The 16,115-nt window shown below is 64.4% G+C and carries 12 protein-coding genes; 8 read left to right on the plus strand and 4 right to left on the minus strand.

The genetic code is table 11. The features are described from left to right. Positions 1-27 precede the first annotated feature (27 nt). From L5876_RS09645 to L5876_RS09665, 5 genes are read left to right on the plus strand one after another with little or no spacing between them, the layout of a single operon-like run. The gene (locus L5876_RS09645) at positions 28-948 is read left to right on the plus strand and encodes an SDR family NAD(P)-dependent oxidoreductase (RefSeq protein WP_236956102.1); all 921 of its coding nucleotides are present in this window, start codon (positions 28-30) and stop codon (positions 946-948) included. Further along, entirely contained in the window at positions 945-1,997 is a 1,053-nt protein-coding gene (locus tag L5876_RS09650; RefSeq protein ID WP_236956104.1) for a hypothetical protein, read from the plus strand. Before L5876_RS09645 ends, L5876_RS09650 begins: the two co-directional genes overlap by 4 nt. A 15-nt stretch (positions 1,998-2,012) precedes the next feature. Beyond that, positions 2,013-2,456 carry a limonene-1,2-epoxide hydrolase family protein gene (locus tag L5876_RS09655; RefSeq protein WP_236956105.1) on the plus strand — a complete coding sequence of 148 codons (444 nt, stop codon included), beginning with the start codon at positions 2,013-2,015 and terminating at the stop codon, positions 2,454-2,456. 20 nt (positions 2,457-2,476) lie between these two features. After that, positions 2,477-3,025 carry a nuclear transport factor 2 family protein gene (locus L5876_RS09660; protein WP_236956106.1) on the plus strand — a complete coding sequence of 183 codons (549 nt, stop codon included), beginning with the start codon at positions 2,477-2,479 and terminating at the stop codon, positions 3,023-3,025. Next, positions 3,022-3,762: an SDR family NAD(P)-dependent oxidoreductase gene (locus L5876_RS09665; RefSeq protein WP_236956107.1), complete on the plus strand. Its 741-nt coding sequence runs from the start codon at positions 3,022-3,024 to the stop codon at positions 3,760-3,762. Before L5876_RS09660 ends, L5876_RS09665 begins: the two co-directional genes overlap by 4 nt. A gap of 88 nt (positions 3,763-3,850) precedes the next feature. Here the strand turns inward: L5876_RS09665 and L5876_RS09670 are convergent, their stop codons facing one another. The 4 genes from L5876_RS09670 to L5876_RS09685 form a co-directional block, all read right to left on the minus strand. Next, entirely contained in the window at positions 3,851-6,160 is a 2,310-nt protein-coding gene (locus L5876_RS09670; protein WP_236956108.1) for a TonB-dependent receptor domain-containing protein, read from the minus strand. Between the two features lie 227 nt (positions 6,161-6,387). Next, positions 6,388-7,848, minus strand: coding sequence for a DASS family sodium-coupled anion symporter (locus L5876_RS09675; protein ID WP_236956109.1), 1,461 nt, complete (start codon positions 7,846-7,848; stop codon positions 6,388-6,390). Between the two features lie 59 nt (positions 7,849-7,907). Further along, positions 7,908-8,774: a hypothetical protein gene (locus L5876_RS09680; protein ID WP_236956110.1), complete on the minus strand. Its 867-nt coding sequence runs from the start codon at positions 8,772-8,774 to the stop codon at positions 7,908-7,910. Positions 8,775-8,821: 47 nt separating this feature from the next. Beyond that, positions 8,822-11,908 (minus strand): TonB-dependent receptor domain-containing protein, encoded by a 3,087-nt coding sequence (locus L5876_RS09685; RefSeq protein ID WP_236956111.1) that lies wholly within the window; start codon positions 11,906-11,908, stop codon positions 8,822-8,824. A gap of 204 nt (positions 11,909-12,112) precedes the next feature. On the opposite strand from L5876_RS09685, the gene L5876_RS09690 reads away from it, so the two are divergent. The 3 genes from L5876_RS09690 to L5876_RS09700 are packed head-to-tail and all read left to right on the plus strand — an operon-like array spanning position 12,113 to position 16,067. Continuing rightward, positions 12,113-13,420 carry a TetR/AcrR family transcriptional regulator gene (locus tag L5876_RS09690; protein WP_236956112.1) on the plus strand — a complete coding sequence of 436 codons (1,308 nt, stop codon included), beginning with the start codon at positions 12,113-12,115 and terminating at the stop codon, positions 13,418-13,420. Then, on the plus strand, positions 13,417-14,889 hold the full coding sequence (locus L5876_RS09695) for a lyase family protein (RefSeq protein ID WP_236956113.1): 1,473 nt from the start codon (positions 13,417-13,419) through the stop codon (positions 14,887-14,889). Before L5876_RS09690 ends, L5876_RS09695 begins: the two co-directional genes overlap by 4 nt. Before the next feature lie 8 nt (positions 14,890-14,897). After that, positions 14,898-16,067 (plus strand): M14 family metallopeptidase, encoded by a 1,170-nt coding sequence (locus L5876_RS09700; protein ID WP_236956114.1) that lies wholly within the window; start codon positions 14,898-14,900, stop codon positions 16,065-16,067. The last annotated feature ends 48 nt before the right edge of the window (positions 16,068-16,115 follow it).

Genomic DNA, 16,115 nt, shown 5'->3' on the forward strand with positions numbered 1-16,115 from the left:
GAAAACCAAGGCCCGTAATTTCGGGCCATGAACACTTCCATCAACGGCAACAAACCGCTTGAAGGCCGCGTCGCGGTCGTGACCGGTGCCGGCAAGGGTCTGGGGGCCGCCTTCGCGAGATCGCTCGCGCAACACGGTGCCGCCGTCGTCGTCAACAATCGCATCCGGCCCGGCGCCGCTGACGAGGCTGCAGCCGTCGCGGAGAGCATCCGCGCGTCCGGCGGCCGCGCCATCGCGGAACACTCGGACGTCACCGATCCCGAAGCGGGCGCGCGCATGGTGAAAGCCGCGATCGATGCCTTTGGGCATCTCGACACGCTGGTCCTGAATGCCGGCACGGCGGGCCAGGCCGTTCGCTTTTCCGGAGCCACGCTGGATGAGATCCGGCAGGTGATGGAGACCAACTTCTTCGCCAACACGGCCATCGTCGCGGCGAGCCTCGAAGCGCTGGCGGCGACCGGCTCGGGACGCGTGCTCTTCATCTCGTCCTCGGCGGGGCTCTACGGCGTGAAGGGCCGCGCCCATTACGCAGCGTCGAAAGGTGCGCTCAACGCTTTCGCCTTCACGCTTGCGGACGAATGGCGCGGCAAGGGCATCACCTTCAACGTGCTTTGCCCCTATGCCGCGACGCGCATGACCGGCGCGGACGATCCGGACAATCCCGATGCGCTCCTGGCGCCGGACCGCATCGCCCCGGCTGCGTCCTGGCTGGTCAGTCCGCACCATGACCGCACGGGTGAGGTGTGGATCGGCGGTGGCGGCTGGCTGCGCCGCGTAGAGACTGTCGAGACCGGGGGGGCAGCAATGCCGCAGCAAATCGTGGACTTCGAAACCTTCGCGGTGGGGCAGTCCGGCCTTGAAACCGCGCAGGGATTCTCCGGTGCGGAGGCCGCCTTCGCCGATCTGTTCGGCGATCTCCGCGCCCATCTGAAGGGCCGGTCGCAATGACCTATCGCGTGATTCAGTGGGCCACCGGCGCCATGGGCCGAACCTGCCTTCAGGCCGTCATCGACCATCCCGGCATGCAGTTGGCGGGGCTCTACGTCTATGGCGACCGCAAGGCCGGGCTTGATGCGGGCGAGATTGCGCGGCGCGACCCGGTGGGCGTGATCGCGACGCGCGATATCGACGAGATCCTGGCGCTCGATGCCGACGTGGTGATCCACGCAGCGCGTCTCGACCCGCCCTTCGAACGCCATGACGCGGACATCTGCCGGCTGCTTCGATCGGGCAAGAATGTCATCTCGATCAATGGCGGCACCCACCCGCCGCACTGGCCCGACGCGCGGCGCGCTGCCTTCGAGGCTGCCGGCCGCGAGGGTGGAACGACCTTCATGGGCGCGGGGCTCAATCCAGGTTTCTGCGCCGAACGGCTGGCCGTTCTGGCGACCAGCGTCTGCAGCCGGGTCGACCGGATCACCATCCACGAACTGGTTGACTGCCGCGCGGTGAGGAGCCCCGAATACGTCTTCGACGTGATCGGCTTCGGCACGCCGGCAGGGACAATCGATCCGAACGCACCCGGCTTCCTGCCCGCGCGGACGATGAATGCCCTCTTCGAGGAAGTCGCCGCGAATATCGGCGACCGGCTCGGCTGGAAATTCGATACGATTCGTACGGCTCATTCACTCCGTCCCGCAAAGCACGCGCTCGATATCCGCGCCGGCCGGATCGAGGCCGGCGGCACGGCACGTGTCGATTGGCGCTGGATCGGCGAGACCGGCGGGGAAATACGTATCGATCTCGGTGTGTCCTGGACGATGGAGCCTCCCGCCCCCGGAGACGCCGAAGCCGGGCTCTGGTCGCTGAAGATCGCAGGCCGCCCCGGCGTGGAAATGACTTTCGGCCTCGTCGACACCGAACACTCCGGCGAGCGCGCCTCCCCGGAAATGCAGGGTGTCGCCGGCGCCGTGATCAACACCATTCCGCATGTCGTGGCCGCCGAACCCGGTGTCGCCTCGACACCACCTTTCACCCATTGGCGCGCCAGCGCCTGACCCCCGGAGACCGTGATGAAGAGCAAAGCCGAAATCCTGCAATCCGTGATCGATGTCTGGTGCAAGGATCAGGATATCGACGCCGTGCTGGAGCATCTGACCGAAGACGTGGTCTGGCACTATTCCGCCATCACCCAGCCCCCGAAGATCGGCCATGCCGGGGCACGCGAATTCCTGACGGACTACAAGGCGAAGGTCCGCAATCCGCAATGGCGCATCTTCCGCATGGCAGAGGCCGGCAATGCGCTCTTTGTCGAGGGCGTCGACTCCTTCGACACGGCTGGCGGTCACCATGTCTCGGTGCCGTATATGGGAATCCTCGAATTCGAGGGTGAGAAGATCTCGGCCTGGCGGGACTATTTCGATCGCGGCGTTGCCGATCGCGGCGCGGCGGGAGAGCCCCTGCCCGACTACGCCCTGCCTCTGCTCGATCGCGAACCCGTACTCAGCGCATCCTGAACCACAACAAGGAGGCCGTCATGGCCGATACGTTCGATACCGCAGCCCTCCAGGCCGTCATCGACAAGCAGGCGATCACGGAAATCCTCGTGCGCTATTGCCGCGGAGCTGACAGGGGCGATGCCGACCTTATCGCCGCGGCTTATCATGACGACGCGATCGAGGATCATGGCGGCACCTTCCTGGGGCCGGCCTCGGACTATGTCGCCATGCTGCGCAAGATTCTGCCGAGCGCGCCGCGCATGACCCACGCGACGTCCAACATCCTGATCGAACTCGATGGCGATGTGGCCCGGGTGGAGAGCTACATCCTCACCTTCTCGCGCCGCGAGCCGGAGGATGGCGACGCCTTCGACAGCCTGACCATGGCCCGCGTGGTGGATCGCTTCGAGCGGCGCGAAGGTCGTTGGGGCATCGCGCAGCGCCGGCTGGCGTGGGAGTGGAACCACGAAATGCGGATGCGCGAGACCTGGGGACGGGGCGGCATTGCGCCCGATCCGTCCAGGCTCACACGCGGCGCCAAGAAGCCACACGACATCATCTACACGGGAGGCTGGGAACGGTCATGAAAGTCGAAGGATGTACCGCCATCGTCACGGGCGGCAACCGGGGCATCGGCCTCGGCTTCGTCGAGGAATTGCTCGATCAGGGGGCACGCTGCGTCTATGTCGGCGCGCGCAGGAGAGCCGACGCCGACGAGATCGCCGCGCGTGATCCGGAACGGCTGGTCGGCGTGGAACTGGATGTAACGAAGCTGGAGACGGTCAAGGCCGCCGCCGCAATGGCGACCGATGTCACGCTCGTCGTCAACAATGCCGGCGCGTTCGAGATGCAGCGCCTCTACAAGACAGACGACCCCGACGCCTGCCGCCGGGAGATGGAAGTCAATTTCTTCGGCGTGCTCAACATGGTCCGTGCCTTCGGGCCGATCATCGAGAAAAATGGCGGCGGCGGCGTGATCAACGTTCTGTCGGCCGGCGGGATCGTCGGCGTGCCGGACATGGGCGGTTACAGCCCGTCGAAATTCGCGGCGCGCGCCGCCTCCGATTGCCTGCGCGCAGAACTGGCCCCGCTCGGCATTCACGTCACGGCGCTGATCGTCGGCTCGGTCGACACCCGCATGGCCGCGCACGTGACGCATATCCGCAAGTCGCAGCCGCGCGACATCGGCAAGACGGGTCTGTGGGCGATGGCCAACAAGGTCGACGAGCACGACACCGATCCGCACGCGATCGCCGTGCGCGCTGCGCTGGCGCGCGATCCGGGCGGGCTCAGGGCATCGATGGCCGCACGTCTCGGCAGATAAGAAAAAATCGGCCGGCGCGCCATGGGCGGCCGGCCAGTACCAGGAGGGTCGAAAGGGCCGCGGTTCGCACCGCGGCCCTTTCGCATGATCAGAAGTCGGTCGCGAGTTCGACACCGAAAGTCCGCGGCGCACCGAGACGGGACACTTCGTCGCCGAAGAAGGCGATGATGTTCGTCCGGTAGACCTCGTCGGTCAGGTTGCGGCCCCACACCGAGATGCTCCAGGGCGTGTTCGGCGGCGTCAGCGACACACGGCCGGAGAGGAGGCCATAGCCGTCCTCGGTCTGGGCGTTGTCCGGCGCCCAGAACATGTCGCCCTGATACGTGTAGTTCGCACGGATCGCCAGCGCATTGGCCCAGCCGAAGGCATCAAGCGTCAGCTCGCCGCCGACATTGTACTGCATCTCCGGCGTACGCTGCAGCTGGTTGCCCGAGGCATCGAGACCGGTGGAGTCGATGAAGTCGATATACTCCGTGTCGAGGAAGGTCGCCCCGGCCCACACGAAGACCCGGTCGGTCGGTGCGAACTGGAACTCGGCCTCGATACCGCGGATCTCGGCATCAGCGGCGTTGTCGGTGATGTTGCAGAGACAGCCGTCATCGGTCTGCGTCACCTGCAGATCCTGATAATCCATCGAGAAGGCCGCCACGTTCAGGCGTGCCCGGTTGTCGAAGAAGTCGATCTTCGCACCGATCTCGATATTGGTGACGGTTTCCGGATCATAACCCGCGCGGGCCGCGACCGGGTTGGCCGGATCATCCTCGAAGCCGCCACCTTTGTAGCCGCGCGACCAGGTCGCATAGAACAGGAGGTTGTCGCGAGGCGTGATTTCCAGCGTGACCTGCGGGGTGACCTCGCTCCAGTCGCGGCCATAGGCCGTGGTGAAGCTGTCACCTTCGAGATAGGTCGCCGCCAGCGGCGTGAGCGCAACGAGGTCGGTCGGGTTGAACTGGTCACCGCCTTCGACCGCGATACCCGTCACCACGCCGCTCTTGTCGTCGCTGGTGTAGCGGATACCGCCGACCAGCCGGAAGATCTCATTGAACTGGTAACCGGCCTGGGCGAACAGCGCGTAGGACGTCGTTTCCGCATTGTTGTCCCAGTGCGATTCACCCGACAGCGTGCGTAGCACCGGCAAGGGCACTTCTGCCCAGAAGCGATCGTACTTGGAAACATCGTCGCTCTGATAGTAACCGCCGACGATCCAGTCGAGCGGACCATCACCCGTCGACACCAGGCGGATTTCCTGGCTGAATTGCGTGATGTCTTCCATCTCGTTGACCGGGAAGCGGAACAGGGTCGGCGAGATCACGCCATAGCCATTGTTCGGACCCATTCCGGTCTGGTCGTAGAGATTGAAGGCCTGGCCCTGACGGTAGCCGGTGATCGCTGTCAGAGTCGCGAAATCATAGTCATAGTCGACCCGCAGCATCGCACCCCAGGCTTCGCGCTGGAGGCCCTGCGGGGTCTCGTTCGCGTCGCCGGCATAGAGCGGGTGTTCGGGCAGGCTCTCGCGGATATCGAGCGGACGGCCGCGAATGACACCGATGGCGTCGCGCGCCGCACTCCACGGCCCTTGCGTGGCCGGGTTCGGCCCGTCGATTGCGACCGAATGGAAACCGTTCGACTCGTCGTCCGTGTAATCGAGCACGAAGCGCGCCGATAGATTGCTGTCTTCCGGCTGATAGAGCAGCTGGGCACGGGCCTGGATCGACCGCAGATCGTCGAGTTCGCGGTCGTGCAGGATATCGTGATTGTACCCGCCGCGATGGTGCGTCTGGAAGGACAGGCGGCCGGCGAAGTCCGAATTGCCGAGCTGGCCGGTAATATGCCCCCGGGCGACGACCTCGTCGTAATTGCCGATCGAGATTGCCATCGACCCGCCCTGATCGAAGGACGGGGCCGCGGTGTAGATGCTGATCGCCCCGCCGACCACGTTCCGGCCGAGCAGCACGCCTTGCGGACCGCGCACCACTTCGACGCGTTCGATGTCGTACATGTCGAAGTTGAACAGGCCGGACCGGCCGACATAGACGTCGTCGACGAAGATGCCGACCGACTGGTCAGCCGACGGCGAGTCCAGACGAGTATTCGTGATGCCGCGGATATTGAATTCCTGGTCCAGCGGCGACAGCGCCGTGAACGACAGGGAGGTGACACTGTCAGCGAGATCCTCGAACGTCATGATGCGGTCGTTTTCGAGGTTTTCGCCACTGATCGCCGTCACGGCGAGACCGGCGTCCTGAACCGTGGTCTCGCGGCGTTGCGACGTGATGGTGATGACGTCGAGGCCACCCTGGCTCTGAGCGGCCGGATCGTCCTCTTGCGCGAACGCGCCTGAATTGCCCGCCGCGCACATCACCAGCGCAAGCGCGGTCCCTTGCATAAGCTTTTTCACAGTGTCTCTCCCCGTTACGGCGCGAAGCCGGGTCCCGATGGGCCCGATCTGGTTTGGGCGGCGCCTTAACGAGTATTCTTATGCAAGTGGGTTCTTCAATGCAAGTGACATTCAGTTCAGGGATTGAAGACTGAGGATTCCTTGCAACGCCGACCGCGTACGCGACCGAAAATGCTGCGCTGGGGGATGCGCAGCATGCTCGCGAAAATCCTCGCTTCGCGGGTTCGTCAGAAGACGAGCGGCGCCACGAACAGGGCGATCAGGCTGAGCACCACCACCGCGATGACATTGAGCACCAGGCCGGCCTTGACCATGTCGGGTATCGCGACCAGGCCGGAGCTGAACACCACGGCATTCGGCGGCGTCGCGACCGGCAGCATGAAGGCACAGCTGGCCGCCAGCGTCACGGGGATCACGTAGACCAGCGGGTCCTGTCCGGTTTCGACACCGATCGCCGCGATGACGGGAAGGAAAGTGGCCGTCGTCGCCAGATTGCTGGTCAGTTCGGTGGTGAAAATGACCAGGGCCGTTGCGGCGACAATCAGCAGGATGGCATTGACCGCACCGACCGCGACAAGCTGCTGCCCGAGCCAGAGCGCCAGGCCGGACGAGGAGACGGCCGCCGCGAGCGCCAGACCGCCCCCGAACAGGACCAGTACGCCCCAGGGCAGTTTGGTGACAGCGTCCCAGGTCATCAGAGCCTGCCCCTTCTTGCCGGACGGGATCAGGAAGGCCGCGATGGCCGCGGCCATGGCCACGCCCGTATCGGTGATCTCGCCGAACGGCAATTGCGATTCCAGCCAGCCGCGCGACAGCCATCCGATCACGAGAAAGGCGAAAAGAAGCATCGTGCGGAATTCCGCCTTGCTCATCCGGCCAAGGCCCGACCGCATCGAGTGGATATGCTGCATCGCCTCGTCCGAGGCCTTGAAGTCGATCGGAAACACGAAGCGCGTCAGCACGAGCCACGCGATCGGCAGGAGAACCAGAGAGACCGGCAAGCCAACCAGCATCCAGCGGGCGAAGTCGATCTGCACATCGTAATTGTCGGCCATGAAGCCCGCCATGAAAGCGTTGGGTGGCGTGCCGACGAGAGTCGCCAGCCCGCCCAGCGTCGCGCCGTAGGCCAGGCCGAGAAGCAGCGACACCCCGAAATTGGCGTGCTGTCGCGGCGCGAGCGTCGGCATGGTTTCGCGGATCACGGTCACGACCGACATCGCGATCGGCAGCAGCATCAGCGTCGTTGACGTGTTCGAAATCCACATGCTGACGAAGGCCGCCGCCAGCATGAAGCCGGCGACCAGCGCCCGGGCGTCGGCGCCGGCCATCGCGAAGACAGCCAGGGCGATGCGGCGGTGCAGGCCGCAACGCTCGATCGCCAGCGCCACGACGAATCCCCCGAAGAAGAGCCAGACGATCGGGTGGGCGTAGGGCGCCGCGATGTCACGAGTCGGCACGACGTCGAGCAGCGGAAGGGCAACGAGTGGCAGGAAGGCGGTGACCGCGACGGGGATCGCCTCCGTCGCCCACCAGACCGCCATCCACACGCCGATGGCGGCCACAATGATTGCCTCGCGCGGCAAGCCTTCCGGTGCGAACCCGAACCCGATGATCAGGGCGGCCACGGGGCCCAGCACAAGACCGATGCGTTGATAGAGCGCCGGTCCGGTTTCCTCTCGTGCGGTCATGGTGTTCGCCAATTCTGTGTCTGTCGGTTCATGATGGCCCGCCAGAACGGGCCGGAGGGCTACTCGTCCTCGCCGTCGGTCTCTTCCGCGTCGAGCGCGATCAGCAAAGCCGCGGCCTGGGCCATGCCCGCATTGTCGTGGGCCACGCCGGGTACGTTATAGGCGGTCCAGGAGAAGGGCACGCCCAGCTCGGCCGCCCGGTCCCGCGCCGCGCGCATGAAATAGGCCCCCCGCGCATAGCGGTGTTCGCCCTGCGCCATCGCCTCTGCCGTACGCCGTAGATTGCGGTCGCGCGGATCGGTGTCCTGGTCGCCCAGGAGCACGACAAGCGGCCGCCCGAGCCATTGGCCAACCGCCACGTCATCGACCGGCACGCCGTCCAGACCGTAGGGCCAGGCCGTATCCGCGTCCGGCAGGGTGTACCAGCCGGCATTGGCGGAGAAGGCCGTGATCAGGCGGGGCAGGTCTTCGAACAGCACGGCGCGGTGCACGAATTGCGCGCCGGCGGAATGGCTGAACAGGTAATAGCCTTCGGCCGATCCGCCGCGCTCGGAAATCGCGGAGAAAAGCGGCTCGATCGCCGAATACGCATAGGGGCCATCGGTTCCGATACCGCCGAGATTGTACATTGCAGCACCCGGAAAGTCGGCGTCGGAGAATTCCGGCGCATAGACCCGGAAGCCGTGCTCCCGAACGAGGCCGCGCCAGTTGGCGGCATAGTCGTCGGCATTGCGATCGACACCGTGCATGACGATCACGACGGGGGCATCGGCCATCGCTTCGGCGGACGGCTCGATGAAATGGATGGTGAGCGGCGGACCGGACCAGTCCGAGAAGACGAAGCGGCCGGTGCGCGAGTCGTCGGCGAATGCCGGACTCCAATTCAGGAGGGCGGCAGCCAGAATGACGGTGATGAAGCGGAGCATGAGGGTATCGGGACGCCGGTTCTCACCGGCGTCCCTCCAACCACTGATCAGAAGATCTTGCGGATGTCGATGTAGATCTGGCGGCCGCGGATGCTGTGATAGGCGGCATCGTAGCCATTGGTCTCGTCGGCAAGCGGCGGATCCTGATCGAAGATGTTGTTCGACCCGACACGGACACGCAGGTCGTTCAGTGCACCGGCACGGTCGAACTCGTACTCGACATAGGCATTCATCGTGGTGAATTCCTCGACGATGAACGGATCACCGTTCGGATCAAGGCCGGCACCGGTGTCGATGAAGTCACTGATGTGGCTGATCAGGCCGCCAGCACCCCAACCGCTGTCATGACGCCAGGTCAGCGTGGTCTGGACATTCCATTCCGGCTGACCGTCCTGGCGGATGATGTCGCCCTCCTGCGAAACCGTGATCTCGCTGGCGATGATGCCGTTGTTGACACCGTCCCGGATCTGCTGAGCACCCGGCGACAGGGCGATGAAGTAGGTGTCGAGATAGGAGGCATTGGCGCTGATGTCGAATTCGCCGAAACGGTCGGATTCGAAGTTGAAGTAGACGCCGTAATCGATGCCCTCGACGTCGATATTCTCGTTGTTGTCGTAGGTATCGCGGATGAACAGGATATCACCGGCCGGATCGAGACCCGCCGCGGTGAAGTAGTTGATCTGGTCCTGGGTCGGATTGGCACGGACCACGTTCGGGTTCGACGAGCCCTGCATGCGCAGCAGGTAGTCGAGGCTGATGTGGTTTTCCGCGCCGAACACGCCGACCACGCCGCGGCGCTGGATTTCCCAGCGGTCGACGGTGATGGTCAGATTGTTCAGGAAGCTGGCCGGACCGGTGAACCAGTTCGGCTCCAGCACGATACCGTAGGTGATCGAGACATCGTCTTCCGGACCGATATCGTCGGCCACGGACCGGCGCTCCGTCCGGCCGACCGAGAAGCCGGTACAGGCCGCGAAGTTGGCAAACGTGCCATTGCGCACGCCGGCTTCGCAGAAATAGCTGTCTTCGCGGCCGTTCGAACGATCGACGCCCTCGTTGACGACAAGCAGGTTCGGGGCCCGGAAGCCTTCCGAATACGCACCGCGGAACATGATGCCCTCGACCGGGGCCCACGCCGTGGCGATACGCGGATTGAGACCGCTGCCGCCGAAGTCGGAATAATGCTCGTAGCGGGTCGCGATCTGCAGATCGAGCGTCTCGATCAGCGGGATATTCATGTCCGGGCTGACCACCGGTACCGAGAATTCCACGAAGCCGGCCGACACAGTGCGCGAACCGGACGAGTCCGGAGTCGGGCTGGTGCCGTAAATGTCGGTTTCGCTGAACTCGCCGGTCACGGCGTCGGTGAAGGTAATGGTGCCGTCGAGCCGGGAATCCCGATCCTCATCATAGGCTTCGTAACGCACTTCAAGGCCCGTCGCGACGCCGATGTCACCGCCCGGGAGCGTGAAGATATTGCCATTGGAGACCCGGAAATCGGCCAGCGCCAGCTCAGCCGTGCTCGTACGGACGACATCGACGAGGAAGGGTTCGATCAGCTCACGCCGGTTCGGTGTCGCATCACCAATCGTGGGATTGTTCGGGTCGCCGCCATTGAAGATGTTGTAGGTGTCCGCCGTCTCGCGGGAGAGGGCTTGCTGCAGCAGCGTTCTCGACACCGAGTTGTTGACTGAATCCTCGGCAAAGGAGCGATTGTAAAGGATTGCGCCATCCCAGTCCCAGCCCGACTGGCCGAATTCGCCGCGTGCGCCGCCAAGCAGGCGCCATTGCGAATTGACGACTTCGATATCGCGGAAACCGACATCGACGAAGCGGTAGCGGCCGCCATCAGTAAAGACCGGAAGACCCTCGATGGGGACGTTGGAAAGTCCCGGCAGGCGGTTCGGATTGGGTGAACCGTTCGAGAAGGTCACCGGGCCGAACGGGTTCCAGTAGTAATTCCGCGGAATCGAGATTTCGGTTGCACCGATGCCATTACGCGGCTCATTCGTCGACTGTGTCTCGGCATAATAGACGCCGAATTCGCCGTAGAGACGGACGCCGTTGGCGAGGTCATGGTTCAGGAAGGCGAAGAGGTTGAAACGGTCGCGATCGGAAATGATCGAACGCTCTGTCGCCCCGTCATAGCGCAGATCGGCGTCAAGCGAGCCGTCGTCAATGCACAGATCGGCAACGGAAAGCGCGCCGGCCGTAGCGGCTCGGCAGCCCGCGAAGCTGGTCGGCTGCAGGTGGAAGACGCCGGAGGTCGAGGTCAGCGTCGTTCCGTTCTGGCGGACCCGGTTGGCCGTCGACGTACGCAGCGTCCACTGCCCCCAGGGCGTTTGCGTGGCGCGGTTGTTGAAGGACGCGTCACCCTCGAACGACGTGCCGACCAGGAAAGGACGCGTGTCTTCGCTTCTGGAAAGCGGATGTTCGTTCGCGAACATGCCGTTCCGGTGCGAATACTCCGCCGACACCGAGAGATTCGTGCGGCCATCGTTGAAGTCACGCCCGGCCCGCAGCGTGACGGTCGATTCATCGAGTCCAGAATTGGTCGCATAGAGATGGCGGCCGCGCAGATAGAGGCCGTCCACATCGTCCATCAGGATTGTGTTGAACACGCCGGCGACCGCGTCCGAACCGTAGATGGCCGAAGCGCCGTCATTCAGCACTTCAACGCGCTCGATACCGGCGACCGGCAGGGCGTTGACGTTGATCGTGGTGACCGGGGTCGAGAGTTCGGCCTGGGTCGAGGGGTGGTTCACGATCCGGCGGCCGTTCAGCAGGACCAGCGTGCCGCTCGAACCGATCGAGCGCAAATTGATCGAGGCCACGTCGCCGCGCGCATTGTTGTTGGTGGTGTTGTTGTCGGTCCGGAACTGGACCCCGCCCTGCGACGGTAGCGAACGGATCAGGTCTTCACCATCCACGCCGCCGATGGCGTCGAGGTCATTCTGTCCGACGATGGTGACCGGGAGCGCTTCATTGATGCGCGCGCCCTGGATGTTGGTGCCGGTGACGATGATGACATCGCCTTCTTCCGTCTGAGCCTGCGGTGCGGCTTCAGTCGGCGCTTCCTGCGCATAGGCGGCGCTGCCCAGAGCGAGCACGCCGAGCGCAATTCCAGACTTCAAGAATCCCCGAAACGACATTGTGTCCTCCCCTCGGTGTTTTGCGAGTGACGAAAACAACGACGCTGGACAGTGTCAACAAAAATTATACACTCGGTTCAAATTTCGTACAGTTGGTGGACAAGATCCCGGAATGGGCGATACCCAAGTGCGCGTTCGACCTTGCGAAAAAAATCGACCGCCGATCAGATTCGGGTGACATCAGAAATGGCCGTTCTGAGACCGACCTTTCCCGACAACACCTCGCCTTTCTCCCGGAAGCAGGAGCGGGTGCGGAAAACCGCGGCCATCCGCTCGGCAGCCTCGAAACGATTCGACGCCCAGGGCGTGCGCGGCACACGGCTCGAGGACATCGCCTCCGATCTCGGTCTGACCAAGACCAGCATCGCCTACTATTACGCCTCCAAGGACGAGCTGGCCGAGGCGGTCTTCATGACCGCCGTGAAATTCCTCGAAGACGCCGTTTCCACGGCGGCGAAGGCGACGACCACACCGGACCAGAAGCTCCTGCTGCTGTTCCGGACCTATGCCGATCAGCTGCTCGATGCGCTGGAAGGCCGGCGCGCGCACCCGCCTCAACTCCAGGAACTCGATGCCCTGCCCGACGACGCGCAGGAACGCATTGTCGCCGGATTGAGCGCTCCGATCGCGCAGGTGAACGGAATGGTTCAGGACTGGCTTGACCGGGCGGACCGTTCGCTCGGCCGCAGCGAGCCGGTCACCTTCTGCATGTTCGCCCTGCTCGACTGGCTTAAAGTCAGCGCGAACGAAATGTCGGCCCCCGATTTCCGCAATGCCGCAAGCGTCCTGATTGATGTCCTGCGCGAGGGCCTGACCCTTCCCGGTGAGGTCTCATCGCGTATCTCGGTGCAGTTCAGCACGCAGAAGGAAGTGCCGCAGATCTTCGATCGTGATGCGCGCAACGAGATGAAGCGCGAGGCCTTCCTGAAGGCCGGCATCCGCTTCTTCAACCTGTACGGCTTTGAAGGCGTCTCGCTCGCTGATGTCGCCGGATCGCTCGGTGTCACCCGCGGCGCCTTCTATTATCACATCCCGGACAAGGAGAGCTTTCTCGACCAGTGCGTCGACCACTCGCTCGAGGCCGTGGAAGCCACACTGGATGCCGCGGACGAACACCATTCGGGGCTCGACTGGATCCAGCGCGTCCTGTTCGACCTGATCTACATGCAGGCCAGCGGCATGACGCCGATCATCCGCCTGAAGCTCATGGCCGCCCTGCCTGCAAAGCGGCGCAATCGTTACCAGGCGCGCCTGCGCAATATCTGGCGCCGCCTGGGCGACGCTCATGATACCGCGATGGCCGACGGCAGCGCGCGCGAACACGACACCCAGGTGGTCGAGGCCATTCTGGCGAGCGTGATGTTCCTCAATGGCGGCTACACGCTCGCCGCCGCGAACAGTCTCGATGACTGGCGCATGTCGGAAAGCCCGCAATCGGCGACCAACGACTATCTCAACGTGCTGCTCTTCGGCCTCATGACGGTGGCGGAGTGAGAAGCGCCGCGGCAATCGCCGCCGCCCTCGCCATGGCGGCTTCGCTTCCGGCGCTCTCCGGCGCACAGGACAGCCCGGCTCTGCAAGCGCAGGCTGAGCGCTTCGCGCCCCAGGCCGACACGCTGTCTCCGAATGGCGAGATCGCGGAGATATTCTCGGTCGGCTCGCTGAATGCCCAGGTGTTGCGCCTCGAGGCTGCCCTCGCCCGGGCACAGGCAGCACGGGGCGTGATCCCGCAATCAGCCGCCGACGCGATCACCGTGGCCGCGATTCCGGAAAACCTGCCGCAGGCCGACCTCGATGCGGAATACGCCGTCGTCCGGCATCGTATGGTCGCGCTGCTGAACGTGCTCCGCCGCTCGCTCGACGAGGAGAGCGCGGACTACCTCCACTACGGCGCGACGACCGTGGACCTCTATGACAGTGCCGCCATGCTGCAGATGCGCAACAGCGTCTTCGCGCTGATCGACGACCTGCGCACGATCGAGCTGCAACTGATCGAGCAGGCGAGGCACTACCGCGACACGCCGATGATCGGCCGGACGCTCGGCCAGCACGCCCTGCCCATCACCTTCGGCAAGAAGCTGAGCGGATATATCGGCGAGAATCGCCGCCATATCGACCGGCTGACCGACCTGCTGGAACGCATCGAGCGCTCGATCATCATGAAAGGCGCGGTTGGAAGCTATCTTGGCCTCGGCGAGGAAGGGCAGGAGGTCGAGCGCCTTATGGCTGCCGAACTCGGCCTTCCCGAGCCTTATCCGGATGACTGGCATGCCGGCCGCGACGTCTTCGCCGAATACGCCCTCGTCCAGTCGATGATCGCCCACACCTGGGCGCGGTTCGGACAGGAAATCTTCCTGCTGCAGATGACGGATATCGGCTCGGTCTACGAACAGCTTCCTGGCGGCTCGGTCGGGTCCAGCACCATGCCGCACAAGGTCAATCCGTCCCTCTCGGAAGCCCTGATCCAGCACGGACGGGTCATTCCGCGTCTCGCCGAGATCGTGCAGGACGACATGATCAACTTCTTTGAACGCGACAACACCTCCCGGCCGAACCAGGCGATCGAGGATGTGGCGCTGGCGACCGAGGCCATGCTCGGCGACGCCAGCCGGCTGATCTCGCGGCTCCGTGTGAATGAGACCCGGATGGCTGAGAATCTGGGCCGCAGCGAGGGCTGGATCCTGACCCAGCGCATCGTCTTCGCGATCCAGGACGACCTCGGCCGCGAGGGCGCTGAACACCGTCTGCGTGACCTGGCAGCCGAGGCCAGCGAGACCGGCGCGTCGCTGCGCGAGGCGATCGAAGCCGATGCCGAATTGCTCGCGCTATTCGAACCCGGCGAACTCGACGCATTGCTCGATCCGGCGACCTATCTCGGCCTCGATGGCGCACTGGTCGATGCCGTCATCGCCGAAGCCCTTTCCGTCCGGGCCTCGGATCCGGTCCGCCCCTCCAACGAATGAGGTCCTTCTTGCAGCGTTTCGCCCTGGCCTTGCCGGCCGTGCTCTTCACCCTGTCGGCATGCGCGACGGTTCAGCCTGTCGATTGCGCGAGCGGCGATGTTCGCCTCACCCAGGATTTCTCGGGCGCGCCGGACTATGTCTGCCGCAGGACCGGCCCCGCATCATTCGAACTGACGGTTGTTCCGGAAAGCCCCGACATCAATCCGAGCCCCTGGTATGCGTTCGATCTCGAGACGGAGCGCGATGCCGAGGTATCGATTGCGCTCGACTACGGCGACTACCGGCACCGCTATCGCCCGAAGATCGAGAACAGCAACGGCCTCTGGGTCGCCTTCCCCGATTCCGCCGTAACGCTTGCCGACGAGGGACACCTGGCCACACTGCGGGTCACCCTTGATGCCGGCCGCTACCGCATCGGTGCACAGGAAGTCATCGGCATCGACGCGCGCGCGGCGTGGCGCGGCGATTTTGCGGCTCAGCATGAACTCGAGATCGAGACCATCGGGCACAGCATTGACGGCCGGGCGATCGAGGCGCTGTCGCGCCGCTCGGCCTCGCCGGATGCGCCGTTGATCGTCATCGTCGGCGGCCAGCATCCGCCCGAAGTCACCGGCGTTCTGGGACTGCGCGCCTTTCTCGAAACGCTCTTCGCCGACCCTTCCGCGCGCGAGACATTCGATCAATTCGAATGGCTGGTCGTGCCGGACCTCAATCCCGACGGCGTGGCGGAAGGCCATTGGCGGGAGAATCTCGGCGATACCGATCTCAACCGCGACTGGGGCCCGTTCGAGCAGCCGGAAACCGCAGCCATCCGCGACGCGATTGTCGCCCGGGCTGGTGAAGGGCACACACCCTTCCTGCTGCTGGACTTCCACAGCACCCGCCGCGATGTCCTCTACACGCCGCACGACAATGCCGGCCTGACGCCGGCAAATTTCTCCGCCGACTGGATCGCGCTTATGGACGAAGCCTGGACCGGCGAGGGTGAGGCCTTCGATCGCGATCCGAGCCACAATCCCGGCCTGCCGACCGCCAAGAGCTGGTTCGCGCTGACCTACAACGCGCCGGGTCTGACCGTGGAGTTCGGAGACGAGACCGACCGGGATCGCATCACCGATCTTGCCGCTGCGGGAGCGATCGCGCTACGGCGCTACTTGGCAGGCGCGGAAAATAACTGACGCAGCAGGAGAGCGCCGCTCCTTTTCGCGGCTCACTTCAACCCCACA

The organism is Hyphobacterium sp. SN044, assembly GCF_021864465.1.
In the GTDB taxonomy this organism is placed as follows: Bacteria; Pseudomonadota; Alphaproteobacteria; order Caulobacterales; family Maricaulaceae; genus Hyphobacterium.

What these genes read in the sequence shown, in the direction of transcription:
- L5876_RS09645 (WP_236956102.1), top strand. Translation starts at nt 28, where the DNA reads ATGAACACTTCCATCAACGGCAACAAACCGCTTGAAGGCCGCGTCGCG.
- L5876_RS09650 (WP_236956104.1), top strand. Translation starts at nt 945, where the DNA reads ATGACCTATCGCGTGATTCAGTGGGCCACCGGCGCCATGGGCCGAACC.
- L5876_RS09655 (WP_236956105.1), top strand. Translation starts at nt 2,013, where the DNA reads ATGAAGAGCAAAGCCGAAATCCTGCAATCCGTGATCGATGTCTGGTGC.
- L5876_RS09660 (WP_236956106.1), top strand. Translation starts at nt 2,477, where the DNA reads ATGGCCGATACGTTCGATACCGCAGCCCTCCAGGCCGTCATCGACAAG.
- L5876_RS09665 (WP_236956107.1), top strand. Translation starts at nt 3,022, where the DNA reads ATGAAAGTCGAAGGATGTACCGCCATCGTCACGGGCGGCAACCGGGGC.
- L5876_RS09675 (WP_236956109.1), bottom strand. Translation starts at nt 7,848, where the DNA reads ATGACCGCACGAGAGGAAACCGGACCGGCGCTCTATCAACGCATCGGT.
- L5876_RS09680 (WP_236956110.1), bottom strand. Translation starts at nt 8,774, where the DNA reads ATGCTCCGCTTCATCACCGTCATTCTGGCTGCCGCCCTCCTGAATTGG.
- L5876_RS09690 (WP_236956112.1), top strand. Translation starts at nt 12,113, where the DNA reads ATGGCCGTTCTGAGACCGACCTTTCCCGACAACACCTCGCCTTTCTCC.